Raw genomic sequence first — 22255 nt, 5'->3', positions numbered from 1 at the left:
CTTTGCGAATATTAAGAACAACGGAATAGGATATCATAATATTTGAAATCTGTCAATTCTTAAACAATGCAGGGGCCTTCTGCAAATATGATCAAAAAAGACCCAATGTTACAGTTATATGACATTGAGCAGGGATTTGAACTTTTTCTGCTAGAAAACACTAAGCGGAAGTTGTTTTAGGTATTATTGACATATGTATAATAATAGTGTATAATAGCGTGTATTGCGTTATTATTTGGAATCTGAGTTTTGGCTATTTAAAGCAATAAATTAACATACAAGACTCATCTCCCAAGTACGGGATTTGATACTAAATACAAAAAATAAAAGGTGATATGGAATGTACGAAAATCCATTTGTAACGGCAATGTATGTCGGATTAGCTTTTGCGGCTATTGTCGCATTATTGGGGATTTCCTTTATACCAGGAAGCCCAAAAGAGATTAAGATCAAAATAAGCAGGGAGATCGAAGAAAAAATAAAAGGAGCCGGACTTGTTCTTTCAAAAAAGAAATTTTTAGAAAACAGGTTTACGGAATATAGGGGGTTTGGCGGTGCAGGAGGGCTTGGCACTGCAAGAGCGGGAGCGCTGGATATTGAGGATTTTGTCAAAACAGCGAAAGATCTTGGCGTAAAATGGATCTTTTATGCAATACGCAAAATTGACGGAAGGCTGGTAAAGAAATATTGGACTTCCACCTCAGAAGGGGTCATGATCGAGTATAAGGAAATATACTCCGTGCAGCGCGCAGAGAATATCTCAGCAGAGTATTCAATTGAAAAATTCGATGAAAATGAAGTCTTGTTCGAGAAGGACATTTCAGCTTCGATCGAAAATGCGATCCTTGGCGGCTTGCTCATCGGGCTCATAGCGTTTGTTATAGTGCTATTCGCCCTGGTAGTTATTTTCTGAATAGTCTGAGTCCTGAAAACGAAACAGATCATCTTTCGAACACGAGAGGTGGTCTATTTTTATTATGTCGCCAGAACCCGCCTACTCGCCTCGCTGTCAGCTTTCGGCGAAGCGGGCCGGACAGGCGGGCGGTGGAATTAGGTTTATTGGTAACCGGATATGTTTTCGCTATCCAGGGCGCGCACTTCGGATCAGATATTGTGATGAAGCGCAGAAAGGGATCAGTCTTGACTTATGAATAAGAAAGGCTAGGATATAATATAATAGGAGGTTGAAAAAATGTATGTATATATTGCCATATGGATGGCCGGTTTTCTGCTCTATGTAATAATGTCCGTAAGAAATTATAAAGAAGAGGTCAGGAACTATCTTCCCAAGGTGCTTCCGGAAAACAGGAAAGAAGCGAAAAAATATATGCTGATCGAGAGCCTATTATTCGTGCTCTCGCCTGAAATAGCCATGATCGGAATGGCGATAATGCCATTCTCGGGAATTGATATTACGGATCCGTGGATACTATTTGAAGTGGTTGCATCTTTTGCGGTTATCGCGTTCCTTTCCATAGGATTTTCCGGCATCTATGGAGAAAAAGTGCAGAATTTGATATCGAAAAAATCTCAGGAGATCGGCGCAGCATAACATGCCTGCGCTCTTTTAATATTTACTGCCGGGCGATTTGGGTATAGACTTGGGTATGGACAGATAATTTATTTTTAAACACATGATAATAAAAAACAGCAATCCTTTCGAGTTTCTCGCGGGAAAAAGATCCGATCCGATCATTGAAATCTATTTTCAGATCAATCACTTGAAGCATCTTCTGAGGCAAGGATGGCCCATGCGCGGAATTCCGGAAGACAAATGTGAAAGTGTCGGTGATCATTCGTTTGCCGTCGCGCTTTTGGGAATGCTGATCGCCAAAAAATATTTTCCCGGACTGGATATGGCAAAAGTGATAAAAATGTCCTTGATCCATGAACTTGGAGAGATTGATGGGGGAGATATAACGCCGTTTGACGGAATCGATAAAAATGAAAAACATGCCTTGGAAGAAAGGGGGGTTCGGAAGATATTCGCTGATTTTCCGGAAGGCAGGGAATATTTGGAATTATGGCTGGAGTTTGAAGAAAACAGGTCGCCGGAGGCGAGATTCGTAAAGCAGATCGATAAGCTGGAAATGGCTATGCAGGCGGCAGTCTATGCCAAACAATATGGCAAGAACTTGGATGAATTTATAGAAAGCGCAGAAGAGAAGATAGAAGATGAAAAATTAATGGATCTATTGAATAGACTCAAGGAGATATGATTTTTTCTGATCCCAAGGATACATCATCATCTGTTTAGGCATGGAACGCAGATCAGCAAAATGAGCTACAGGTCCGGTATCTGTTTGAATTGAAATAGACTCGGCTAGTGCGAGTTTTTTGTTTTGTCCGGAGAAAAATATATGCTGATTTTTATACAAATATGACAAAAAAATACCCAATATTACAGTTAAATAATATTGAGCAGAGATTGTTTTATGAGTTCCGGAATATCGTAGCCTGCTACAGTGAGCAGACTGTAATAATCCGCGAAGAACCACATTATGATCAGGTTTGACAAGCTGAACATGGATCTGTTTATTTCCTGCCGGATTGGAGCTCCCCATTTATCCGTTTCGGATGAATCCGTCCGTCCGAAAATATAGGCCAGAAATCTTCCCAGTGATGCCGCGCATAAAAACGCGGAAAATACGATTGCCGATAAGCTTGCGACATACATTCCGACACTGACGATCATTGCCATCTTTGACAGAAAAGATGCGACAAGCCATAGCAGTATAAGTATTGTGATGAGAGGGATCGGCTTTCCGTGATTTATGTATATATAGTTTGCTTCCTGCCTTATGATTTTGCTGCCCTTCATGAAATACAATAGTGCAAATATAATGCATAAAATTCCCAACACCTGAATGAACAATATCATACTATTTCCTCCTTTTTGCTGAACCGTTTGCCAGCCTATAAATATATCATATTTATGCGATATGTCAAGGTGTATGATATCGGAAGATCCCGCTATCTTTTATTGACCAAAAAACTGTTTAGACGTAATATATCGATACTATTCATGTAATAGAGGAGGAATAAATATAACGCTGAATCAGACGTTAAGAGCCGGGAAAAGCGGCAGAAATTATGCGGCCACGCTTGTGGAGGTGGGCTCAGAGAAAGTTTTGTATATCGCCTTGCCCTACATAGGATGCACGCAAAATCCTAAATGCATGTTTTGCGGAGTGCAGGGAAGACAGGACAGGTCCTTGAAATTGAATGAATCTTTCGGGAGTGAAATTCTTTCAATGGTCGCTGATCTCGTAAATGAGCATTCCCCGGATTCTCTGGTCCTTTATAACGGAGGAAATATCCTGAGACCCCAGGAAATGTATCAGCCCGTGATTCTCTCGGACATTCCCAAATTTCTGGCCAGTCACCCGACCTGCAATTTCTATGAGATCGAATCCCGGGTCGATGACATATTGCTTTATGGGAAAAGCATTGAAATGATAAAGGATAATCTTGGAAGAAAGAAACTGAGGATCCGTCTTGGAATAGAATATTATGACGATAATCTTCTATGGCGGCATCGGAAGGGGATAACCCAAGCGCAGATAAATAAAGCCGTGGGTTTCTTGAATGAGTCGGGTACGGAATGGAACGGATATGTTCTGCTGGGAGGACTCGATATGGACCAGCCGGAAGCCAGGACATCTGCAAAAAAAACCGCGAAGTTCATGGCAGACAAGGGGGCTTTCAGGATAAGTATAAATGCGATGTTTACGACCGGAGAACTTGAGCGGAATTTCGGCAGAAGGATATACGTTCCCGTCTATTCGGACTTGACCACGGTGCTGGGTGAACTTTTCTCCTATTGCAAAAGGCAGAAGAAGACGGTCATATTCAAGGTCGGGTTCGAAGAAGAGGATATAAGAAGCATGGTGAGAATGCCATTCGTATCGGGCGGCATGAGCGCTGAAGAGATCAGGAAAAGACTATCCCGTTTCAATCTGACACAGGACCTGGGAAGTCTAAAATAAGACCGGAGAAGCAATGCTTCTCTTTTTTTATATCTTGAATAAATTTAAAAAACCGACTTTGTCAGTCGGGTGTGTTCTTTGCCATCCAGGGCGCGCATTTATTGTCCATGCAGTCTTTTGCAAGTCTTGCGACGACGTCCGCAATGTGGCAATTATAGCGATTCTTCACCGTACCTTCCGGAGAATTATTGAAATAATATGCTATTTCATCTCTTAAAATGTAGTTTACCATTTCAACAAGGTCGGAAATTCTTTTGCTGTACTCCACGTCGGAATATTTCGGACCGTTGACATTCAACTCGTGTCCCCACAGATCAAAAGCTGCCATTATGGCGTGTTTTTCATAAAGCTGATGTTTCGGCAGGATCTTCAAACCGATTTTTTTGCTTTTCTTTATTTCAGCATTAATGACACGCACGATATAATCTATTTGTATCATCGACATGTGCCGGTATGGCCCGAGAAAAGCGTCTATCTCGTCGGGCTTTCTTTCGAAAAGCTTTGAAATACCATCAAGAATAACCTTTATCTTTTTCATGATCGCCTCCGCGTTAAGTGAATATCCGAATTCGGAAATTTTCAATAACAGATGATCCTACTCCAATATCTGGTTTTTGTCAATGTTCGCTGCTTGCGTGGGACGAAGAAACAGCACCTTTTTTATTTGTCAGGTTAAATGCTATAATGATATAAAGAATTAATATGATTAATATAAAAATATGCCGTCAAAAAACAGAAAATATCTTTCATTCGACGTAGGTGGAACAAAGATCTCCAGCGCCATCGTTGAGATCGGAAAAAGTGGATATGAGATCGTTGATTATCAGAAGACCGAAACGCCCGAGGGAAGGGATAATGTTATAAATAATATCATAGAAACCGCCGTAAACTTCGAAAAGAAAGGCGGATTCACGGAGCTTCGGATCGCGATCGCAGCGCAAGTCGATTGTGAAAAAGATATTGTGAGGTATGCGCCGAACATCCCGGGATTCGAGAATGTGAATTTGAAAAAGGTCATCAAAGAAAAGATCGGAAAGAACGTTGAAGTGGACAATGACGTCAAATGTTTTGCGCTTGCGGAGAATGCCTACGGAAAGGGAAAGGAATATGATCATGTCGTATATCTCACGATCGGAACAGGGATCGGAGGAGCGATCGAAATAAATAATAAGTTGTACAGGGGGGCAAATAATACCGCGGGAGAATTCGGACATATGGTAATCGTATATGGCGGAGAAAAATGCTCTTGCGGAGGGAACGGCTGCTGGGAAAGATATGTTTCGGGAAGGGCCATTGAAAGGATCTATCACGGTCAGACCGGGACGAGGAAAAAGGCGGTGGACATTGCCGCGGATTCTGCAAAGGGGATCGCGGAAGATAAAAAAGTTATAAAGGAAGCCAGTCTGTATCTTGCGGCCGGGCTGATCAACATCGTGAATACGGTCAATCCCGAGCTTATCGTGATCGGCGGAAGCATCGTGAAGAGCAGGGAGATATTTGATCTTGCGATCGAAGAATTGAAAGATCGGGCGCTCATTCCGGCAAAGAAGACAAAGATCAAAACTACGGATCTTGATGACTATGCATTTTTGGTCGGTGCGGCGCTGCTGTGATGCGATTGTTGCAACTCATGCGGTCTTATGATAGCCTTCAATCAGAGGGATATTCATGAAAAAACAAAATAAAGATAAATTGGAATTGCGTCCGATAGACAGCAAAGATCTGGAAAGGATAGAAAAGATCTGGAAGATAAACATAGCGGAATTGCGCGATGAAGGTTTGTCTGAACTCGATGACTATCCGAAGGTCATTGAAAAAATAGAAGCCTCCCTGCAAGTGGTCTTGGATGGGAGGAAAAAAACGAATAAGAAAAGCGATAAAATAAGCAGCAAAGAGCTTGCGGGGCCGGTTCTGGAGATATTTAAGTACGCGATGGTTGATATCTACCGGACGCATATAGAGAACGCCGAAAGCTGCAAAGGCATGTATGCATGAGGACATAGTCCTCTTTTTTTATGGTTATATCTGCTTTACTTTTACTGCGAAACCTGTTAAATTGCTTGCGTTGAACTATTTCAACAAAAGGAGGGATCAAATGAACAAATATATGGCCTTGCTTTTCCAGGACGGCAAGAAAACATTTTTTGCCACAACTTGGGGCGGAGGAGAGTATGCCGACAAAGGAGATTGTTTCGTAAGGGCAATAAAAGAAGGATCGGAGGTTCCCAAAAGAATATTAGGAGCTGAGATTCATTCAACGGAGCCAATGTTTCTTATAGAGATCAGAAAATATATCGAAACCAACGAACAACATATCGGTACGTGTGTTAAGAGGTGTGTCGGGCTTTCTCTTGAAGATGAGAAAGAAAGAAAAATACCTTTCTATCCGATTCCAATAGATCAATAAAACCATCCAGATCCGAAGGGGGGTGGTATTTTTTTGCGGCGATCGGATCTTCCTCAGTCTTTACTTTTTACGTGATATTTGCTAAATTATCTATGTTGAATTATTCGACGCAAGGAGGAATCAGATGGAAAGATACAAAATTCTGCTTCTCAGGGACGGCAGGCTGAAGTTTATTGCCATAACCTGGAGCAGGGAAAAAGATGCCCATACCGGAGATTGCTTCGTGAGAGCGATCAGTGAAAAGACGAAGGTTCAGGAGGGCAAGATCAGCATAGAAACGCATTCAGAGCCGATGACGCTCGATGAAATAATGAAGCACGTGGAAAGCCATATGCATTTGCTGGGATCCGATATCGGAAGATGCATGGGCTTGTCTCTTCAGGACAGGAAAGACGAAAAAATACATTTTGAAAAGCCTATAGCAATGAATTGAAACCGTCCGCAAAAAGGATGGTATTTTTTTACTTTACATTTATTCGGAAAATTGCTAATTTATATCTGTTGGCTAAAGGAGGTGACGGAATTGAAAAAATACAAATTGAGGTTTCTGAAAAACGGAATTCATCTTGACTTTGCCGTACGATGCGAAGAGCGGTTCAATGCCATAAACAAGAACTGTTTTATTCTGGCTATCGGTAGCGGAACGGATGATGTCTATCACATGAAGATATATCAGGAAGTGAGGATATATGGCGAACCGATGAACATGGCCGAGATTGCGGACTATGTCGCAGACAATCCGGATATGTTCTCGCCTGAAATAGCTTTTTGCAGGGGCATAGCTCTTGAAGATGACGGACAGGATACGATCAGATTTGAAAACAAAATAGATGTTAAAAGCACAAAAAAAACAAACGAAACCAAGGGTCCGCCGAACTGATACGGTGGATTTTTTATCCACCTTGAGGAAGCATTTAAAGTCGGATAACCTGCCGTAGCTTTTAGCGAAGGAGGGTGCATAATGTCTGAAAGTAGTTTACCTTAGTTCTGATGAAGAAAGGCGGTCGAAGGTTCTGGTTTGTTTAGCTTATTTCGTCGCTAACCCACTTTTCAAATTCATAATTTGCTTCGGCCTTGATCTTGATGATACAGGGGATATCATATGAGTGTATTTTTTCTATTTCAGATCTGACTTTTTTCCAATTTGATTCTTTGGTTTTCAGGATCATGACGATCTCTTTTCCATCTTTTATCTTTCCTTGCCATAGGTAGGAACTTTCCGCTCTGAAAAAATTGACGCAAGCGACGAGTTTATTGTTCAGCAAATGCCCCGAAAGCTTTTTTGCCTCTTTCATGTCAGATGCAGTGGTATAAATTAGGATAAATCTCATATTTATTATTTATCTATTTATTTTCGTATCGCTTTTCGATCTTTTTTATTTTGTTTTCAAGCGCCTTTTCAATGTCGATATTCATTTCGTCTGCAAGTATCAGGGTGGTCAGAAGAACATCCGCAAACTCTGAAGGAAGGTCATCTTTGTCGAATTTGTGCATTTTGTGCTTTCCCTGAAGCGATGTATGGAAAAGTACCTGTTCGCAAAGCTCGCCGAACTCTTCGCCGATCTTCACGGCCATGGCGAATATCTCCTTGTCTTTATCCGGAAATCTTCCGGTATACTCCGCGAGGCGCTTCCGTTCCATTGAAACGAATTTCAAAAGTTCTTTGAATTCCATAGTTATCGTATTTATTTGTTGAAAATCTCCCTGATGATGTCATCGACATCCTCTTCGTCTATGATTATGTCATCGACGGGGAGCTCCGAGGAGAGGATGGACTTTGCGGAATCTTTCACTTTTGCCCGGTCCACTCTGAGGATTGCATTGAAGCGGTCGAATTTGTGTATAGTTCCGAATCTTTCGACGTCTTTCCGTTCGATCCCATTTCCATTGAACGTAACGCTGAGGAGCTTGTATGGCGCATATTTTCTGATGAGGCTTTCCAGTTCGCCGTCATAGATTATCTCTCCGAGGTTGATGATTATTATCCTTTTGCAGAGCTGGCTTATATCTTCCATGTAGTGAGAGGTGAGTATGATCGTTGTTCTTTCCCTTTCATTCTGTCTTTTGATGAAGTCCCTGATATTTTTTTGCGCGACCACGTCGAGTCCGATCGTCGGCTCGTCCAGAAGCAGGACTTTGGGATTGTGCAGGAGCGCGGCGATCAGTTCGCATTTCATCCTCTGGCCCAGCGAGAGTTTTCTCACTTGCACATCAAGGCAGTCTTTCACGCCGAGCATTTCGACCAGTTCATCGAGTTTTTTGTCGAATTCCTTTTTCGGTATCTGGTATATGTCGCGGTTCAGAACGAAGCTTTCCATTGCGGGAAGATCGGTCCAGAGCTGATTTTTCTGGCCCATGACCAAGGCGAATTGTTTCTGATATTCACTCTGTCTTTTCCATGGGTCGAATCCCAGCACCCTGACGCTTCCTCCGGTCGGACATATTATTCCTGACAACATTTTCAGAATGGTCGTTTTCCCCGCGCCATTCGGCCCCAAAAATCCGACAAGCTCTCCTTCGTTTATGTTGAAACTGACATTCTTCACGGCTTTTGAAAACAGCCTTTTTCTTATAAAAAAACTCTTGACGGCCTCTCTCAATCCGGGAGGCTTCTTGTAGTATTCATAGGTTTTGCTCAGGTCCTTTATTTCGATTGCAGGCATATGTTTATATTATATTCCGACTCCTTCATATCGCTTCAAGCCTCTCTGCCACGCAAGTTTGATGATGAAGTTCAGCAGTATTATCCAGATTATTTGCACAAAAAGTCCTTTGATCCCCGTTTCAATCCCTATTTTTCCGAGATATAGCTGGGTGGGAACGAAAAAGGAATAGGCGAACGGAAGCGCAAAGCTCATGCTTACGAAAAGAGGCGGAAGAAGGCTCAGCGGGAAATATCCTCCCGCAAAGAATTTTCTTACCTGGGTGACTGTTGCATAGATGCCGTCCACTTCATCGGTCCAGAAAGCGATGAGCCCCACAAGATATGAGATCTGCCACTCGATTATGAATGCGAACAGGACCATCACAAGCAGAACGGCGGTGATCTGCAAATTAAAATTTATGATCACCTTGTCCAGGAAGAACAGGATTATCATTATCTGTGTTATGAATGAAAAAATGAACGCAAAGGAATTTCTCCCGGCTTCTTTGAAGAACATGTAGTACATATAGTTGATCGGTTTTGTGAGGAACGCGGAAAGAGTTCCGTTCTTAATGTCACTGGCGATGACATTCGGCATCCAGTTCCTTATCGCCACGTCTATCAAGTTTCCGATCAGGACATACGAGATCATTTCACTGAGAGTGTAGCCTTTGATCACAGGCTGGCTTTCATAGATAGCTGACCACATAAAAACAAGTATGATCACCTCAAGCATTTCCCCGATCCTGTATGCGAACACAGTGAAGCGATAGGTCAGGGCCCGCTGCCAAGTGACCTCGATGAGCGTCAGATATTTTTTCATTCCGTTCGCCATATGTATTTGATCGGTTATTATAACTTGCTATTTTGTCTTTGCATAAAGATATGCATCGCAATATTTGCCATCTGTTTCTATTGCTTTTTTCATGATGCCTTCTTTTTTATATCCGCACTTTATCGCGACTTTCTCGCTGGCTGGATGTCTTATGTCCATGACAATTTCGATCCGTTTCAGTTTCAGTTTAGTGAATCCTATTTTTTCAAGTTGTTTCACCGCAAGCGATGCTATTCCCTTACCCCAATATTCTTCATCAACGAAATATCCGATCTCTCCGGTGAACGGCCTGTGCTGGTTTATTTTCATTCCGATCGCGCCGACGATCTTGCCATCACAAAATATGGTGTAGTTATGTTCAAAATTATTTCTTCTCTTTTCGGCGTTTTTCTTCATGAAGGCAATTTCGTCCCTGAAGCCATTCATTCTGATCCTCAGAAAAATAAAATTCGGATTATTCAGGATTTGATAGAATCTTTTGGCTTCGGAAACTCTTTGAGGCTTAATTATTATTTTTGGCATAATTATTTTTTAAAGAAAATTTTCCTAAAATTTCTTTTTCCAGCTTGAATCACCATGCTGTCTCCATCTTTGGCCTCAAATTCCTTATTCCAATCCTTTTGAATAACGTCATTTATTTTGAACCCACCCTGTTGAATGATTATTTTAGCCGAACCTTTACTGTCAGCGAATCCCACTCCAAGCAAGAAATCTACAGCTTTGTATGTTCCGATCTTAAATTCTTGTTCTTTCATTTCCGTAGGCTTCTGCTTATCCCGGAAGATCTTGTTGAATTCACTTTCTGCTTTTTCAGCCTCATCTCTTCCGTGATATATCGCGATGATTTCCTTTGCCAGCCTCACTTTCAGGTCTCTTGGATTTTTGGCCTGGTCTTTGAGGTCGGCTTCGATCTTCCTCAGATCATCTTCCGGAATATCCGTCAGAAGTTTGAAATAGTAATAGATCATTCCGTCGGAAATGGACATGATCTTCCCGAACATTGAGTCCGGTTTTTCGGTGATACCGATATAGTTATCCAGGCTTTTGCTCATTTTTTCTTTTCCGTCCAGGCCGACAAGCAGGGGACAAGTGAGGACATTCTGTTCCGGTTTTTCCATTTTTCTCTGAAGGTCCCGTCCTGCGAGCATGTTGAACTTCTGGTCGGTGCCTCCGATCTCGACGTCCGCATCGATCGCGATGGAGTCATATGCCTGCATGATCGGATACATTATCTCATGAACCGCAATATCGGTGCCGCTTTTCAGCCTGTTCGAAAATTCATCCCGTTCCAGGATCCTTGCGACTGTGAATTTCGCTGTCAGTTTTAGGACATCCTCAAAGCTCATTTTTGAGAACCATTCGCTATTGAACCGGATTTCCGTTTTTTTTGTGTCGAGGATCTTCCCGACCTGCTCGAAATAGGATTTTGCGTTCTTCGATACCTCGCTTCTTGAGAGCGCAGGCCTTGTTTTTGATTTTCCGGAAGGATCTCCGATCATTCCAGTGTAATCTCCGATTATAAAAACGACCTGATGCCCCAGATCCTGGAATTCTTTGAGCTTCCGGAGCACGATCGAATGTCCGAGGTGCAGGTCCGGCCTTGAGGGGTCGCATCCGAGCTTGACGCGGAGTTTCTTGCCGGATACAAGCCTTTTTTCCAAATCATCTTTGATGATTACTTCTTCCGCGTTTTTTGAAAGAAGCTTTTCGATCTTTTCAGGATCTGTATTTATATTGCTCATGATTGTTGACATATGTTATTAAATTGATTATGGTGACTCAAAAGGAGGTTAATTGAATGGAATTTGGCGTACTGTACTGGGATATATACATGATTAGGTCATTGTATGTATATCCTCAAGAAACGGAATCTGAACAAAAATTTTGCCAATCATTGGCCGGTGAAGTGAACGCGGGCAAAGCCGTGATCGAGATCAAAAATGGATGTCTAGTATTGCAGCTTAGCGATAACGCGAAATACGAAATGGATCTCAAGGCTATTCACGATAACCGTGAAAAAGAAGAAAAAATTAAAACGCTGATAGATGCGATAGAAAAGTTCAAAAAGGGAAGATTCTCGATCAGCGCAAAAACTAATTATCGCGAATCGTGGTCGATAGTATCAGTTTCAATCAATTTCGAGGTTGATCTTGAAAGCAAGGGTGAAATAAAACCGGTGCCGGTACGGAACAAAAAAGAGGAAGGAAAAAGGAAAAGAAGCATCTGGAGATGCCCGACCAAGCCGAAAGATGCGAAAAAACTGGCAAATTGGGAAAGAATCTATACATAGGGACTAGTCCCTATTTTATTTGTTATGACAGTTTTAATCTAACATAGGAAGGTGTTTATGACAAGGAATTTGCCTTGTTTAAGACACTTTTGCCGGAGAAACGTTGACAGGATGCGCAAAATTCTTTTCAAAACGGGAAATAATCTGTATAATAACAAATGTACCTAATTGAAAAATGTAATCATGGGGAGGGATAGAACAAAGATAAAAATCTGAGATTGGAAAATCATCGGCATTATCGTACTCCCAATTTCATTTTTAAGAAATTCTTGTGCCTATAAGAAGAAAATACAGGGTGCAAACAATCCAAAAAAGCAGAAAAAAAGCTGGAATATTGAGCAAGCTTGTTTTTAGTTTGCCGAAAATCAGGGAAAAAAAGAAATTGATAACCAAGCGCATAAAGCCGGGGTTGCTCCGTGGGGCAATGAAGTACAGAAAGGTGAAGACTAGGGGGCTGAAAAAGATCTTTTATGTCTTCCTGAAGCTGGGTGTGCTTTTTTTGATCCTGGGGGCGATCGCAACGGCCGGAGCGTTCATATATTTTTCCAAAGATATTCCGAGTCCCGATAAGATCGTAAAAAGAAGCGTATGGGAGTCGACCAAGATCTATGACCGGACCGGGCAGCACCTTCTTTATGAGATCCATGGAGAAGAAAAGAGGACAATCGTAAACTTGGACCAAATCTCGAAAAATCTTATAAATTCAACTATCGCAACCGAGGACAAGAATTTCTATAAGCATCACGGCATTGATTTTGTCGGGATAATAAGAGCGATTTATACCGACGTGAGGAATATGAGAACGGAGCAGGGCGGATCGACCATCACTCAGCAGTTAATAAAAAATTCCCTTCTCACGTCAGAAAGGACGGTCACAAGAAAAATAAAAGAAATAATTCTGGCGATCGAGACGGAACAAAAATTTTCCAAGGATCAGATCCTTGAAATGTATATGAATCAGATACCCTATGGCTCGAATGCATATGGGGCCGAGGCTGCGGCGCAGACCTTTTTCGGAAAGTCCGCCAAGGACCTGGACATTCCGGAATCCGCTCTTCTTGCGGCTCTTCCGAAAGCTACGACATACTATTCCCCCTATGGCACTCATCAGGACCAACTGATCGCGAAATATAAGTTCATCATCGATCAGATGAAGGAACAGGGATATATAACCGAAGAGGAAGCCAAGAATGCCAAGGATGTGGAGATCATCAAGAGAGTAAGGGCTTTTGTGGAGAAAATCGAGGCTCCTCATTTCGTGATGTATGTGAAGCAGCAGCTTGTCGATGAGTTCGGGGAGGAAAAAGTTGAAAAAGGCGGGCTGAAGGTCTATACGACCCTGAATTACGATATGCAGATGATCGCCGAGGATGCGATAAAAAAAATGACGGAAGAAAATCTTGCAAAATATAACGCACGAGACGCCGCACTTATCGCCATGGATCCCAAGGACGGAGAGATCCTTTCTATGGTCGGGAGCAAAGACTATTTCAATATCAAAGAAGACGGGAATGTGAATGCGGCCATAGCCCCGCTTCAGCCAGGATCTTCATTCAAGCCTTTTGTTTATGCGACCGCTTTCAAAAAAGGATACACTCCCAACACGATCCTGTTCGACGTTGAAACGAATTTTGGAAAGGACGGCAGCGGAAAAGAATATATTCCGAATAATTACAATATGAAATATTCAGGTCCTGTGACAATGAGGCAGGCGCTGGCGCGGTCGCTCAACATACCGGCGGTCAAGGCTCTTTATCTTTCCGGAATAAAAGAGAGCATAGACACCGCTCACGATCTCGGGATAACGACGCTGAATAATCCCGGAAGATACGGCCTGTCCCTGGTTCTCGGAACGGGCGAGGTGAAGCTGATAGACATGGTTTCCGCTTATGGAGTTTTTGCGAACGACGGGGTCAGGAGCTTGCCAATCTCCGTTCTGAAGATCGAAGACGCGGATGGAAAGATCCTCAAGGAGGCTTCGCAAAGCGAGACGCGCGTCCTGGATGAAGAGATCGCGAGAAATATAAACAGCATCCTTTCCGACAATAATGCGAGAGCCGAAACTTTCGGCCCGGCGAGCAAGCTTTACATCAAAGACAGGCCTGTTGCGGCGAAATCAGGAACCACAAGCAGTTTCAAGGATGCATGGACGGTTGGATATACGCCCAGCCTTGTTTCAGGAGTTTGGACGGGAAACAGTAATGGTGATGAAATGAAGCGCGGAGCGGATGGCAGCAAGATCGCGGCTCCGATCTGGAATGACTTCATGACGCGGGTGCTGGCTCTGGATCCGGTCGAGAAGTTTCCTGTTCCGCAGGAGATCGAGGCCGGAAAGCCTATTCTGGACGGAAAGGCGGAGAATGAGGTCATTGTGAAAACAGACAAAGCTTGCACCGACAGGCTGGCGAGCGAACTTACTCCGGAAAGCCAGATCGAAGAGAAGACCTTTATCGAGATCCATGATATTTTGTATTATGTGAAAAAAGATGACCCGAGAGGGGATCCTCCTGAAAGTCCCGAGGATGACCCGCAGTTCAGAGCGTGGGAAGATGCGGTTCAGACATGGGCGAAGGAAAATATGGCGGATAAGATCGCGAACATCGCTCCGACTGAAGTCTGCAACGCGAGGAGTAAAGACGATCTGCCGTCCGTAAAGATCCTCAATCCTCAGAATGACGCTATTATCAACCAGAATAACATCAAGATCGAGGCAGAAGGTTTTGCGAACCTTGGCATCGAGCAGATCGAGTTCTATTTTGACAATGAACTTGTCGGGATAGACAAATTTCCTCCCTTTGAGGCATTTTATAATATCTCTCAGGAAACGAAAAAAGATATTCATGCCATAACCGCAAGGATCTATGACAAGATCTTCAATTCCTCGGAAGACAGGATCTCTGTCGTTACGGGAAATGACATTTCCATATATTTCATGCCGGTCACGAACGACTCTTTCCCATATGTTATGAGCGTCGTTACGGCGGGAGAAAAATTCACGAATATCAGTTTCTATTCCCAGCTCGAGAGCATATATGATACGAACGGAGAGCTTATTGAAAAACCGGGCAGCAGGCGCTTGATCCAGAAAGCCACGTCGCCGGTGCCCGGGGAGAATAACCTTTATCAGGCTCTCTGGGACGAGGATAGGGAATATGTCATACCGGGAAAGTATAAGCTTTTCGTGACGGCGGAAGATCAAGATGGGAATCTCTATGAAAGCAATTCAAGAGAGATGGAAATAAGTCCGGTTCAGCCGCAATGAGGCTGTGCGGTACGAAAAAGAAGGCCTGTTGGACGGAAGTTTCTTGCGTATAGCAAAATAATGTTGAAAATTTATCCCAAAGAGCATTTTTTGAACGATGCTTTTTTTGTGAAGATCATTATAACAGATAAAATAACATATGATAAAAGCGGTCATATTCGACATGGACGGGCTTCTCATCGACAGCGAGCCTTTTTGGCGCGAAGCGGAAAAAGGAGCTCTTGAAAAGATCGGAATTCCGGTGAAGAAGGAGATCACCAGCGAGACCATGGGGGTGAGGATCGATGCGCTTGTGGAATATTGGTTCAAACGCTATCCTTGGAGCGGTCCCAGCAAGAAAGAAGTTGAGTTGGATATCATCAGGAGAGTTATATTGATGATAAAAAGGGAAGGAGAACTGATGCCGGGTGCCAGGGAAGTTCTTGAGACGTTCAGGAAAATGGATATGCCGATGGCCATTGCTTCATCTTCGCCGATAGACATAATAAATTCGGTTTTGGAAAGGACTCTGATAGCGCCGTACATAAGAGTGGTCCATTCGGCGCAAGACGAACTTTTCGGAAAGCCGGATCCTGCGGTCTATATCGGAGCGTCAAAAAAACTCGGGATATCGGCTGGAAGCTGCGTTGCGTTTGAAGATTCTCCTAATGGCGTGATCTCTGCAAAATCGGCAGGCATGAGATGCGTTGCAGTACCGTCGGCAGGAGTTGAAGGGGATAGTGCCATGGAAAAAGCGGATCTTGTCATCGATTCTCTTTTGGACTTTGACGAAAGATCGATTATGAATTTTAATTAGAGTGTTACAATAATCACTTGATATGTCACTTGAAAGCGAACAATTTGAAAAGATGGCAAGGCAGGCTGTCATGTCCGAAAAGGGATACGAAAAGCTCAAGGAAGGAATTCCCGGTTTTTGGAGCGGACGGGATATTCCGATGAGGGAAAAGCAGCTGGTCGAGCCAAAGAGCCTGATCTTCTCGGAGGTTATTCTGACTAAGGAGAACTTTCCTCCCGTTGAAGCGGATTGGGGCGTGCTCCGGAGATTGAGCCTTTCCACAAGGAGCCGGCTGGCGCAGTCGGGAATCGAGATCAGGATAGATTATGACAGGGTTACTCAGGATGACATTGAGAGGATAAATAAGGGTGAGGAAGTGCCGTTCCCTGTTATGATCGAAAATCATGGAGATCGTGCGATCGAGTTTGAAGGGGAGGCGACGCGTTTTTTCTGGACGAACGAAAAGAACAGGCTCAGGGGAAAGGAATTGCGGGATGCGGTTTTGAGCGATATTAAGATTGAAGGGGAGGAGGGAAAGGATTGGTTCATCGCCGGTGCTGATTATGATTCCGAAAATGATGAATTGATCCAGTTGAACATGAAGAACGAAAAGTTCCGGGAGAGCATGAAGGACATAATGATAGTTTTCCCCATGAAAAAGAAACTGCATATTCCGAAGGATGATAAGCCGCTTAACATAGGAAGCAGGAAAGACCTTGAGGACGCCCTGAAACCTGTGCCGGAAGAAGATGACTCCGATTTCTATCTAGGGGAAACTCCAAGGGTGGAGCTTGGGGAAAATGTCTGCGGTGTCATTAACACAGGTTCTTATGACGGTGGGAAAAGGCACTTGATCTCGCCGCTCATCGATCCTGGTTTTAAGGGAAAGATAAGAACGGAACTTTTGGATAACCTCGGATATATCGAACTTTTTATTTTTAAGAGATAGCAGTCCTGGGAAGGGTGCTGAGGTTTTTGAAATATTAAAAAAAGGCCTTCTCGAAAGGCCGGCCTTATTAACTGATATGTTATTATGGATCTGTTTTATTCTCTTGCGCTAATCGTGCTTTCTTTTGTATAGACATATTCAATTGCCCACTTTAGAGCTGAAAGTTCTCCTCTGCCATAGCGCAAACTGTTTTCGCTTCCTCTATTATGCTCTATCTTTAGCTCCAAGTATTTCGCCCTTCTCTTAAGCCGCTTAAGTCTCTTTCCCTTTTTTGTTCCCATTTCTTCCGCATCAAGTACGTTCTCTTTGATGAGAATATATCCTATTACCCACCTGAGAGCCACGAGTTCTCCTTCGTAATAGCCCAAACTGCCTGCGCTTCCATGGCCAAACTTGATCATTTGTTTCAGATGCCTTGCTCTTTCTATAAGCCGCTTAAGCCTTCTGGTTTTTTTTGTTCCCAAAGTTGGAATGCAAGTTGGAATTTCCAATTCTTCTATGTTCTCCATTAATTTCTGCCTCCCTGACGATAACCACAAGAATAGTATATATAAATTAAAATGTCAATTATCTTCGTTAGATCGATATGACTGAAAGATCAAGGCGGTGATATTCCGAACAATCGGCATCCGGCCGTTTTTTTTGTAGTTGTATGGAAATGGGTCCATTGATATTAACAGCCGGCAAAATATCGATTATACTATAAACAAAAAAAGGAAGTGATTATTGATGAGAAAGAAGATCGATCCGGTGAACGAAGCGTATAATGCGGCGAGTATAAAACTTGCTGACGCCTATCACAGAATGTCCGAAATATATGAAGAATGGTCCGGAAAAGAAAGGTTCGAGAATATGGAGCTGAGCGATCTCGATCTGGCCTTGAAGTGGGAAAAGATGTCCCTCGAAAGCCGGAGAAGACATTCGGATACGTCCGAAAATATAAAAGCGGGGGAAAATAATATCCGGAGGATAAGAGCCAAGATAAAAGAATATAAAGAAAACAGACGCGGAGATAATAAATTCGGGAACACCTGAAAGATTATCTCTTTTTTTATTGACAATGTCTTTGGTTCTGCTAGATTTATATAAAGAATCGGAAACAGAAAGGAGGCATTGGAATTGAGACTCAGACAGATCGAAAAAAGATATAACAAAATGAAAGACAAAAACCCCAAGAAAGCAGCTGAATTGGCCTATGTGATCGCCATGAAGTCCAAGAGAAATGGAAACAGCATCAAGGCAGTCGAGTTTGGAAAAGAATGCCTGAGGCTTCTGGACCTTACAAATCCGCAGACTATGGATGAATGCGCGACGATCTTCACCGTGGTCAACGGTGTCGCGCTTCCCGAGTTCCTGCATCAGGATGTCGTGAGGGACAGGCTTTCTCCACTGGTATTATAAAACAATCAAAAACCGCGAAATCAAGGCGGTATTTTTTTATAGATGAGGTCTGCTGATTTTTATCTAATTTTAAAAAGTCTCCTCTTGAGAGGAGATTTAGAGGTGTGTTGGATTAGCGTAATTTTGTATTATACATTTCTTATCCCCTGCATATCGGCCCGCTTCGCCTAAGGCTGACAGCGAGGCGAGCAGGCAGGCTCTCAAGAGGGGAATATTTGGATAAAATCATCGGCTCCTGAATATCTTTTATAAAAACGAACGATCAGTGGTATAATAAAGATGAAAAATCCTAAGCATAGATATGGGTTATATATAAAGGTCGAAGATGTTTTTATTAAAATTTAAATATATTAAATGAATAGTCCGATACTTGATCTTATAATGATCGCAGGCGGCCTGACCTCGATCGTCGGTTCGTATGGCCTGATGAAAAAGACAAAAGTCAAATTGCAAGCTGGGCAGGTGTCGCAAGACCCACTGACGAGCGATGAAAAAAAGAAAGCCTATGCATTTGCGATAATGAATCCTCTGTGGGCGGGAATTATTTTCTATTATGGCTGGAAAAAAAGTTTTCCGGTCAAAGCCAAAAATGCCAATGATATCTCCCTGATCGCATTCGGGCTCTGGCTGTTATCAAGCTTTATGTTCGGTTGGCCATTGAGTCTTTTCGCCTAGACAAACCTCTGCAGAGACTCTTTAAAAACGTAAGATTCTTCGAAGAATTAAGCGCAGAATTTTGAGTACAAGGAGCTTAGCTTCCTGAAGGAAGCTAAGCTCCTTATAAAAAAGCGTCAATGCGATGGATTTATCAAACTGTTTGGATTAAGATATAATATTAATATAAGAATATTCTGAATATATATGATAATCAAGCCAAACATTGAAAAGAAGATCCTGTCCGGAAGCTGGAATGACAACACTTCCTGGGAGTTTTATTTATCTGAAAATATGCCGCCGGCAGAGCTTTGTCCCGCAGCATGCTGTATTGCGATGTATAAAGGCAAGATCGTGCTTACAAGAAATCATAGGGGCTGGGAAATTCTCGGAGGCCACATTGAGAAAGGTGAGACCATTGAGGAAACGTTTAAGCGGGAAGCTCTTGAGGAGGGGGGATTCACGGCGGACCGATACAAGCTTTTCGGATACAGAAAGATCACATCGAAGAAAAAAGTTAAAAATGACAGGAACTTTGAGTATCCGTTTCCAATCAGCTATAATCCTCATTTCATTGCGATATCCGACAGCGAGCCTTGCGAATGTTCCGCCGAGGAGTGTTTTGAGCGGGGATTGTTCACGATCGACCAGATCGAAAAATTATCGATAGTGAGCTATCCATTGATAAAAGCGAGTCTGCCGTTTTTTAAAGGTCTGGAGTAATTCAAGAATATGAAAAAATACTTGAACACCATCGTTAAAGTTGTTATAGGCAGACCGTTGGACAGTTTGCATCCGAAGCATGGTTTCAGATATGAGTTGAATTATGGATTTATTCCGGATACGATAAGTGGAGATGGAGAAGAACTGGATGTTTATGTCATTGGGGTTGATGAACCTGTGAAAGAATTCGAAGGAAAATGCATAGCGATAATTCACCGTCTCAACGATGATGACGATAAGCTGATCGTTATACCGGAAGAACTGGAAAATATTACAGACGGAGAAATAATTTCAAAAACCAGATTTCAGGAGCAGTATATTAAAATTGAAATAATCAGATAAGCGGTAAAAAAATTTGATAAAGCCATCTATGAAAAAATACCCAAATGTTACGGTGAAGATCATATTTAAATGCAAAGATGAAATATTGATGCTGAAGCATGGCGACGGAGTGTTTGATTTTCCGGGAGGAAGGATGGAGTGGGGAGAATCGATCTTCGAGGCATTGAAAAGGGAGCTCGAGGAAGAGCTTGCTTATTCTCCCGAGGGAGAACCCGAATTGTTCAGTGTCTGGAACTATATATCAAAAAATAAAAAGCGCCACAGCGTTTTTCTTAATTACATCCAAGGATTGGACGAAAAACCAGTTATTTCTTCGCCAGAAAAGCACGAGATACACTGGTTTTCAAAAGAGGACATAAAGTCCAAAAAAATAATCAAAGATGAGAAGTTTATAGATAAAATATTTGGATATGGAAAAACATAAAACCATATTGATCGCGACAAGGAATAGGGATAAATTCGAAATCGTGTCGGGAATATTAACTCGGCTCGGATTGAATAAATATAAATATTCTAGTCTATATGATCTTAATGTCATCGAAGATGTGAAGGAGAAGGGGACGATCGTCAATAGGGCAAAACAGAAAGCGGACTTTTTTGAAAAGATCGTCATAAAAAAGAAAATCCCAAATATAATTGCGGTTCTTGGAATTGATGACGGATTGATTCTTCCCGGAAAGAAAAGGGCGAGCAGTCATTCCAAGGAACTGACAGGCTCGATCCTTTCGGGAAAATTGATTTCGGTCGGGGATACCGTTCAACTTGCCAGGGCATTCGCTTTGAATGTTCTGAGTCCTAAAAAAAGCAGAACTTGTATAACCAAGATACCATTCAGGTTTCTTGGCAGTTCACAGGCTGTAAAAAGGATTGAAGGGAAGTATCCGCTGAATGATATATTCGGATTATGCGGGAATGCGAAACCGGTAAATTCGACAAGCGAGGAGGAATGTTTCGAATACTATCTAAGATATTCAGAGAAAGAGCTTAATGGGTTATTCAAGAACTTATCATAGTATCTATCACGAAACTGCTTGATCGAGCGGTTTTTATCTTTTGAAGGGTGGAATTAAAATTATCTCTTTTTTCTCCCCCTTTGATTACAAAAGGGGAGAGAAAGGCAGGTGTGCATTTACTCAAATTCATCAATCACTAAATAACAGCTATGGGCATAAAAGTTGAATTTAATCCTGATCTTGTTTTAAGGATGTGCGGCAATAACTTTTTGCGTTGTTTGTGTTCGGACACCCAGAGCAGTTGACTGCGATTTGTACACTACCTAGCCTCCAGTAAATAGGAAGGAGTTAAATATTTCACGCTACTCAAAAAAGAATTTATTTAGCCACCTTTTGTCTCAAAATCCGTTCCAATTTCGCAAAATCCTTTTTCGTTCCGAAGAATCTCCAATCTACTTTTTCCGTGAGCATATCGCAATAGTCGTAATATGCTTTCTTTGTCTTTATTATCTTAAGCCCGAGTCCACCGGCAACTTTCATGAGTTCCAGTTTAACTTTCTTTTCATTTTTTCTGTCCGTCATTTTTTCGATCTCGATATAGGAATAATCGCTGACCGTCACGAGCGAAACCGTGATATTTCCCGGAAACCGATAGTTATATGTGGTCCTTTCGAACACTTTTCCATAGAAATCAAGCTGAGAGAATATCCTGACCATTTCAATGAATCTGCCATTTGGGATCTTTTGGGAATATTCTGTGCGGTTGTGAGTGTGGAAGTCTCCCTTTTTTATGACCACTTCCGATTTTCCGTCAGTGACCCTGATGCTTATGGCAAAATTATTTTTTTCGCATGTTCCATAAAAGGCGACTGTCAGCCTGTTCGTCTTGGAAGCCAGTTTTCCTCGGCCTTTAAGTTTTTTCAGCCTCTCGCCGAAATCTTTCTTTTCGACAATGGCCCTGATCTCAAGTTCTATATTCTTTGGCATGAATTCTTATATTAAGAATTATCTGAGACGTTGATACAGTGTCC

General features: G+C 42.4%; 30 protein-coding genes. 20 read left to right on the top strand and 10 right to left on the bottom strand.

Annotation, left to right across the window (positions count from 1 at the left end; all coding sequences use genetic code 11):
- The first annotated feature begins 340 nt into the window (after nt 1-340).
- From WC788_01425 to WC788_01415, 3 genes are all read left to right on the top strand, one after another.
- The gene (locus tag WC788_01425; GenBank protein ID MFA6096271.1) at nt 341-913 is read left to right on the top strand and encodes a hypothetical protein; all 573 of its coding nucleotides are present in this window, start codon (nt 341-343) and stop codon (nt 911-913) included.
- A gap of 279 nt (nt 914-1192) precedes the next feature.
- Nucleotides 1193-1552 carry a hypothetical protein gene (locus WC788_01420; protein MFA6096270.1) on the top strand — a complete coding sequence of 120 codons (360 nt, stop codon included), beginning with the start codon at nt 1193-1195 and terminating at the stop codon, nt 1550-1552.
- Between the two features lie 82 nt (nt 1553-1634).
- A complete protein-coding gene (locus tag WC788_01415) occupies nt 1635-2219 on the top strand; it encodes an HD domain-containing protein (protein MFA6096269.1) in 585 nt (194 codons plus the stop codon).
- 188 nt (nt 2220-2407) lie between these two features.
- Here the strand turns inward: WC788_01415 and WC788_01410 are convergent, their stop codons facing one another.
- Nucleotides 2408-2881, bottom strand: coding sequence for a hypothetical protein (locus WC788_01410; protein ID MFA6096268.1), 474 nt, complete (start codon nt 2879-2881; stop codon nt 2408-2410).
- 298 nt (nt 2882-3179) lie between these two features.
- On the opposite strand from WC788_01410, the gene WC788_01405 reads away from it, so the two are divergent.
- Nucleotides 3180-3989, top strand: a complete 810-nt coding sequence (locus WC788_01405; protein MFA6096267.1) for a hypothetical protein — start codon at nt 3180-3182, stop codon at nt 3987-3989.
- Nucleotides 3990-4050: 61 nt separating this feature from the next.
- Here the strand turns inward: WC788_01405 and WC788_01400 are convergent, their stop codons facing one another.
- Nucleotides 4051-4527 carry a hypothetical protein gene (locus tag WC788_01400; GenBank protein MFA6096266.1) on the bottom strand — a complete coding sequence of 159 codons (477 nt, stop codon included), beginning with the start codon at nt 4525-4527 and terminating at the stop codon, nt 4051-4053.
- A gap of 181 nt (nt 4528-4708) precedes the next feature.
- Here WC788_01400 and WC788_01395 point away from each other — a divergent pair, with 181 nt between their 5' ends.
- The 5 genes from WC788_01395 to WC788_01375 all read left to right on the top strand — a co-directional run bounded on the left by WC788_01395 (nt 4709) and on the right by WC788_01375 (nt 7276).
- Nucleotides 4709-5602 carry an ROK family protein gene (locus WC788_01395; protein ID MFA6096265.1) on the top strand — a complete coding sequence of 298 codons (894 nt, stop codon included), beginning with the start codon at nt 4709-4711 and terminating at the stop codon, nt 5600-5602.
- A gap of 55 nt (nt 5603-5657) precedes the next feature.
- Nucleotides 5658-5984: a hypothetical protein gene (locus tag WC788_01390; protein MFA6096264.1), complete on the top strand. Its 327-nt coding sequence runs from the start codon at nt 5658-5660 to the stop codon at nt 5982-5984.
- 100 nt (nt 5985-6084) lie between these two features.
- Complete coding sequence (locus tag WC788_01385) at nt 6085-6396, top strand: hypothetical protein (protein MFA6096263.1); 312 nt, start codon at nt 6085-6087, stop codon at nt 6394-6396.
- A gap of 124 nt (nt 6397-6520) precedes the next feature.
- A complete protein-coding gene (locus tag WC788_01380) occupies nt 6521-6829 on the top strand; it encodes a hypothetical protein (GenBank protein MFA6096262.1) in 309 nt (102 codons plus the stop codon).
- A gap of 90 nt (nt 6830-6919) precedes the next feature.
- A complete protein-coding gene (locus tag WC788_01375; GenBank protein MFA6096261.1) occupies nt 6920-7276 on the top strand; it encodes a hypothetical protein in 357 nt (118 codons plus the stop codon).
- A gap of 142 nt (nt 7277-7418) precedes the next feature.
- On the opposite strand, the gene cutA is transcribed toward WC788_01375, so the two are convergent.
- Genes cutA through tyrS form a run of 6 tightly spaced genes read right to left on the bottom strand, consistent with a single transcriptional unit; the run spans nt 7419 to nt 11629 of the window.
- The gene (gene cutA / locus WC788_01370; protein ID MFA6096260.1) at nt 7419-7727 is read right to left on the bottom strand and encodes a divalent-cation tolerance protein CutA; all 309 of its coding nucleotides are present in this window, start codon (nt 7725-7727) and stop codon (nt 7419-7421) included.
- Nucleotides 7728-7740: 13 nt separating this feature from the next.
- The gene (locus WC788_01365; GenBank protein MFA6096259.1) at nt 7741-8070 is read right to left on the bottom strand and encodes a MazG nucleotide pyrophosphohydrolase domain-containing protein; all 330 of its coding nucleotides are present in this window, start codon (nt 8068-8070) and stop codon (nt 7741-7743) included.
- 11 nt (nt 8071-8081) lie between these two features.
- Nucleotides 8082-9059, bottom strand: coding sequence for an ATP-binding cassette domain-containing protein (locus WC788_01360; GenBank protein MFA6096258.1), 978 nt, complete (start codon nt 9057-9059; stop codon nt 8082-8084).
- Nucleotides 9060-9068: 9 nt separating this feature from the next.
- Complete coding sequence (locus tag WC788_01355; protein MFA6096257.1) at nt 9069-9875, bottom strand: ABC-2 family transporter protein; 807 nt, start codon at nt 9873-9875, stop codon at nt 9069-9071.
- 27 nt (nt 9876-9902) lie between these two features.
- Nucleotides 9903-10397: a GNAT family N-acetyltransferase gene (locus WC788_01350; protein ID MFA6096256.1), complete on the bottom strand. Its 495-nt coding sequence runs from the start codon at nt 10395-10397 to the stop codon at nt 9903-9905.
- Between the two features lie 2 nt (nt 10398-10399).
- Nucleotides 10400-11629: a tyrosine--tRNA ligase gene (gene tyrS, locus WC788_01345; GenBank protein ID MFA6096255.1), complete on the bottom strand. Its 1230-nt coding sequence runs from the start codon at nt 11627-11629 to the stop codon at nt 10400-10402.
- A gap of 44 nt (nt 11630-11673) precedes the next feature.
- On the opposite strand from tyrS, the gene WC788_01340 reads away from it, so the two are divergent.
- The 4 genes from WC788_01340 (at nt 11674) to WC788_01325 (ending at nt 17151) form a co-directional block, all read left to right on the top strand.
- Nucleotides 11674-12165, top strand: a complete 492-nt coding sequence (locus WC788_01340; protein MFA6096254.1) for a hypothetical protein — start codon at nt 11674-11676, stop codon at nt 12163-12165.
- A gap of 271 nt (nt 12166-12436) precedes the next feature.
- Nucleotides 12437-15427, top strand: coding sequence for a PBP1A family penicillin-binding protein (locus WC788_01335; protein ID MFA6096253.1), 2991 nt, complete (start codon nt 12437-12439; stop codon nt 15425-15427).
- A 139-nt stretch (nt 15428-15566) separates the two neighbouring features.
- Complete coding sequence (hxpB, locus tag WC788_01330; protein MFA6096252.1) at nt 15567-16223, top strand: hexitol phosphatase HxpB; 657 nt, start codon at nt 15567-15569, stop codon at nt 16221-16223.
- Between the two features lie 22 nt (nt 16224-16245).
- Nucleotides 16246-17151, top strand: coding sequence for a hypothetical protein (locus WC788_01325; protein MFA6096251.1), 906 nt, complete (start codon nt 16246-16248; stop codon nt 17149-17151).
- Nucleotides 17152-17246: 95 nt separating this feature from the next.
- Here the strand turns inward: WC788_01325 and WC788_01320 are convergent, their stop codons facing one another.
- Nucleotides 17247-17660 (bottom strand): hypothetical protein, encoded by a 414-nt coding sequence (locus WC788_01320; GenBank protein MFA6096250.1) that lies wholly within the window; start codon nt 17658-17660, stop codon nt 17247-17249.
- Nucleotides 17661-17880: 220 nt separating this feature from the next.
- Here WC788_01320 and WC788_01315 point away from each other — a divergent pair, with 220 nt between their 5' ends.
- The 7 genes from WC788_01315 to WC788_01285 all read left to right on the top strand — a co-directional run bounded on the left by WC788_01315 (nt 17881) and on the right by WC788_01285 (nt 21284).
- A complete protein-coding gene (locus WC788_01315; GenBank protein ID MFA6096249.1) occupies nt 17881-18186 on the top strand; it encodes a hypothetical protein in 306 nt (101 codons plus the stop codon).
- A 120-nt stretch (nt 18187-18306) separates the two neighbouring features.
- The gene (locus WC788_01310) at nt 18307-18552 is read left to right on the top strand and encodes a hypothetical protein (GenBank protein MFA6096248.1); all 246 of its coding nucleotides are present in this window, start codon (nt 18307-18309) and stop codon (nt 18550-18552) included.
- A 354-nt stretch (nt 18553-18906) separates the two neighbouring features.
- Nucleotides 18907-19227 (top strand): hypothetical protein, encoded by a 321-nt coding sequence (locus WC788_01305; protein ID MFA6096247.1) that lies wholly within the window; start codon nt 18907-18909, stop codon nt 19225-19227.
- Between the two features lie 186 nt (nt 19228-19413).
- Nucleotides 19414-19929: an NUDIX domain-containing protein gene (locus tag WC788_01300; GenBank protein MFA6096246.1), complete on the top strand. Its 516-nt coding sequence runs from the start codon at nt 19414-19416 to the stop codon at nt 19927-19929.
- Between the two features lie 9 nt (nt 19930-19938).
- Nucleotides 19939-20271: an inorganic diphosphatase gene (locus WC788_01295; GenBank protein MFA6096245.1), complete on the top strand. Its 333-nt coding sequence runs from the start codon at nt 19939-19941 to the stop codon at nt 20269-20271.
- Nucleotides 20272-20299: 28 nt separating this feature from the next.
- Nucleotides 20300-20695: an NUDIX hydrolase gene (locus WC788_01290; GenBank protein MFA6096244.1), complete on the top strand. Its 396-nt coding sequence runs from the start codon at nt 20300-20302 to the stop codon at nt 20693-20695.
- Nucleotides 20682-21284 (top strand): hypothetical protein, encoded by a 603-nt coding sequence (locus WC788_01285; protein ID MFA6096243.1) that lies wholly within the window; start codon nt 20682-20684, stop codon nt 21282-21284. Before WC788_01290 ends, WC788_01285 begins: the two co-directional genes overlap by 14 nt.
- Nucleotides 21285-21602: 318 nt before the next feature.
- Here WC788_01285 and WC788_01280 read toward each other — a convergent pair whose 3' ends face one another.
- Nucleotides 21603-22211, bottom strand: coding sequence for a CYTH domain-containing protein (locus WC788_01280; protein MFA6096242.1), 609 nt, complete (start codon nt 22209-22211; stop codon nt 21603-21605).
- Nucleotides 22212-22255: the final 44 nt, after the last annotated feature.

Source organism: Candidatus Paceibacterota bacterium (genome assembly GCA_041661265.1).
Classification (GTDB): domain Bacteria; phylum Patescibacteriota; class Minisyncoccia; order JAHIHE01; family JAGLIN01; genus JBAZUT01.
The sequence above is the reverse complement of the archived record's forward strand: the minus strand, read 5'-3'. Positions and strand labels throughout refer to the sequence as shown.

Bases quoted from the DNA above. Each gene is read 5' to 3' on its own strand.
- WC788_01405 (MFA6096267.1), top strand. From the start codon at position 3,180: ATGTTTTGCGGAGTGCAGGGAAGACAGGACAGGTCCTTGAAATTGAAT.
- tyrS (MFA6096255.1), bottom strand. From the start codon at position 11,629: ATGTCAACAATCATGAGCAATATAAATACAGATCCTGAAAAGATCGAA.
- hxpB (MFA6096252.1), top strand. From the start codon at position 15,567: ATGATAAAAGCGGTCATATTCGACATGGACGGGCTTCTCATCGACAGC.
- WC788_01295 (MFA6096245.1), top strand. From the start codon at position 19,939: ATGAAAAAATACTTGAACACCATCGTTAAAGTTGTTATAGGCAGACCG.
- WC788_01415 (MFA6096269.1), top strand. From the start codon at position 1,635: ATGATAATAAAAAACAGCAATCCTTTCGAGTTTCTCGCGGGAAAAAGA.
- WC788_01340 (MFA6096254.1), top strand. From the start codon at position 11,674: ATGGAATTTGGCGTACTGTACTGGGATATATACATGATTAGGTCATTG.
- WC788_01350 (MFA6096256.1), bottom strand. From the start codon at position 10,397: ATGCCAAAAATAATAATTAAGCCTCAAAGAGTTTCCGAAGCCAAAAGA.
- WC788_01280 (MFA6096242.1), bottom strand. From the start codon at position 22,211: ATGCCAAAGAATATAGAACTTGAGATCAGGGCCATTGTCGAAAAGAAA.
- WC788_01360 (MFA6096258.1), bottom strand. From the start codon at position 9,059: ATGCCTGCAATCGAAATAAAGGACCTGAGCAAAACCTATGAATACTAC.
- WC788_01385 (MFA6096263.1), top strand. From the start codon at position 6,085: ATGAACAAATATATGGCCTTGCTTTTCCAGGACGGCAAGAAAACATTT.
- WC788_01325 (MFA6096251.1), top strand. From the start codon at position 16,246: ATGTCACTTGAAAGCGAACAATTTGAAAAGATGGCAAGGCAGGCTGTC.
- WC788_01365 (MFA6096259.1), bottom strand. From the start codon at position 8,070: ATGGAATTCAAAGAACTTTTGAAATTCGTTTCAATGGAACGGAAGCGC.
- WC788_01420 (MFA6096270.1), top strand. From the start codon at position 1,193: ATGTATGTATATATTGCCATATGGATGGCCGGTTTTCTGCTCTATGTA.
- cutA (MFA6096260.1), bottom strand. From the start codon at position 7,727: ATGAGATTTATCCTAATTTATACCACTGCATCTGACATGAAAGAGGCA.
- WC788_01315 (MFA6096249.1), top strand. From the start codon at position 17,881: ATGAGAAAGAAGATCGATCCGGTGAACGAAGCGTATAATGCGGCGAGT.
- WC788_01410 (MFA6096268.1), bottom strand. From the start codon at position 2,881: ATGATATTGTTCATTCAGGTGTTGGGAATTTTATGCATTATATTTGCA.
- WC788_01395 (MFA6096265.1), top strand. From the start codon at position 4,709: ATGCCGTCAAAAAACAGAAAATATCTTTCATTCGACGTAGGTGGAACA.
- WC788_01390 (MFA6096264.1), top strand. From the start codon at position 5,658: ATGAAAAAACAAAATAAAGATAAATTGGAATTGCGTCCGATAGACAGC.
- WC788_01285 (MFA6096243.1), top strand. From the start codon at position 20,682: ATGGAAAAACATAAAACCATATTGATCGCGACAAGGAATAGGGATAAA.
- WC788_01355 (MFA6096257.1), bottom strand. From the start codon at position 9,875: ATGGCGAACGGAATGAAAAAATATCTGACGCTCATCGAGGTCACTTGG.
- WC788_01305 (MFA6096247.1), top strand. From the start codon at position 18,907: ATGAATAGTCCGATACTTGATCTTATAATGATCGCAGGCGGCCTGACC.
- WC788_01400 (MFA6096266.1), bottom strand. From the start codon at position 4,527: ATGAAAAAGATAAAGGTTATTCTTGATGGTATTTCAAAGCTTTTCGAA.
- WC788_01320 (MFA6096250.1), bottom strand. From the start codon at position 17,660: ATGGAGAACATAGAAGAATTGGAAATTCCAACTTGCATTCCAACTTTG.
- WC788_01290 (MFA6096244.1), top strand. From the start codon at position 20,300: ATGAAAAAATACCCAAATGTTACGGTGAAGATCATATTTAAATGCAAA.
- WC788_01300 (MFA6096246.1), top strand. From the start codon at position 19,414: ATGATAATCAAGCCAAACATTGAAAAGAAGATCCTGTCCGGAAGCTGG.
- WC788_01425 (MFA6096271.1), top strand. From the start codon at position 341: ATGTACGAAAATCCATTTGTAACGGCAATGTATGTCGGATTAGCTTTT.
- WC788_01380 (MFA6096262.1), top strand. From the start codon at position 6,521: ATGGAAAGATACAAAATTCTGCTTCTCAGGGACGGCAGGCTGAAGTTT.
- WC788_01310 (MFA6096248.1), top strand. From the start codon at position 18,307: ATGAAAGACAAAAACCCCAAGAAAGCAGCTGAATTGGCCTATGTGATC.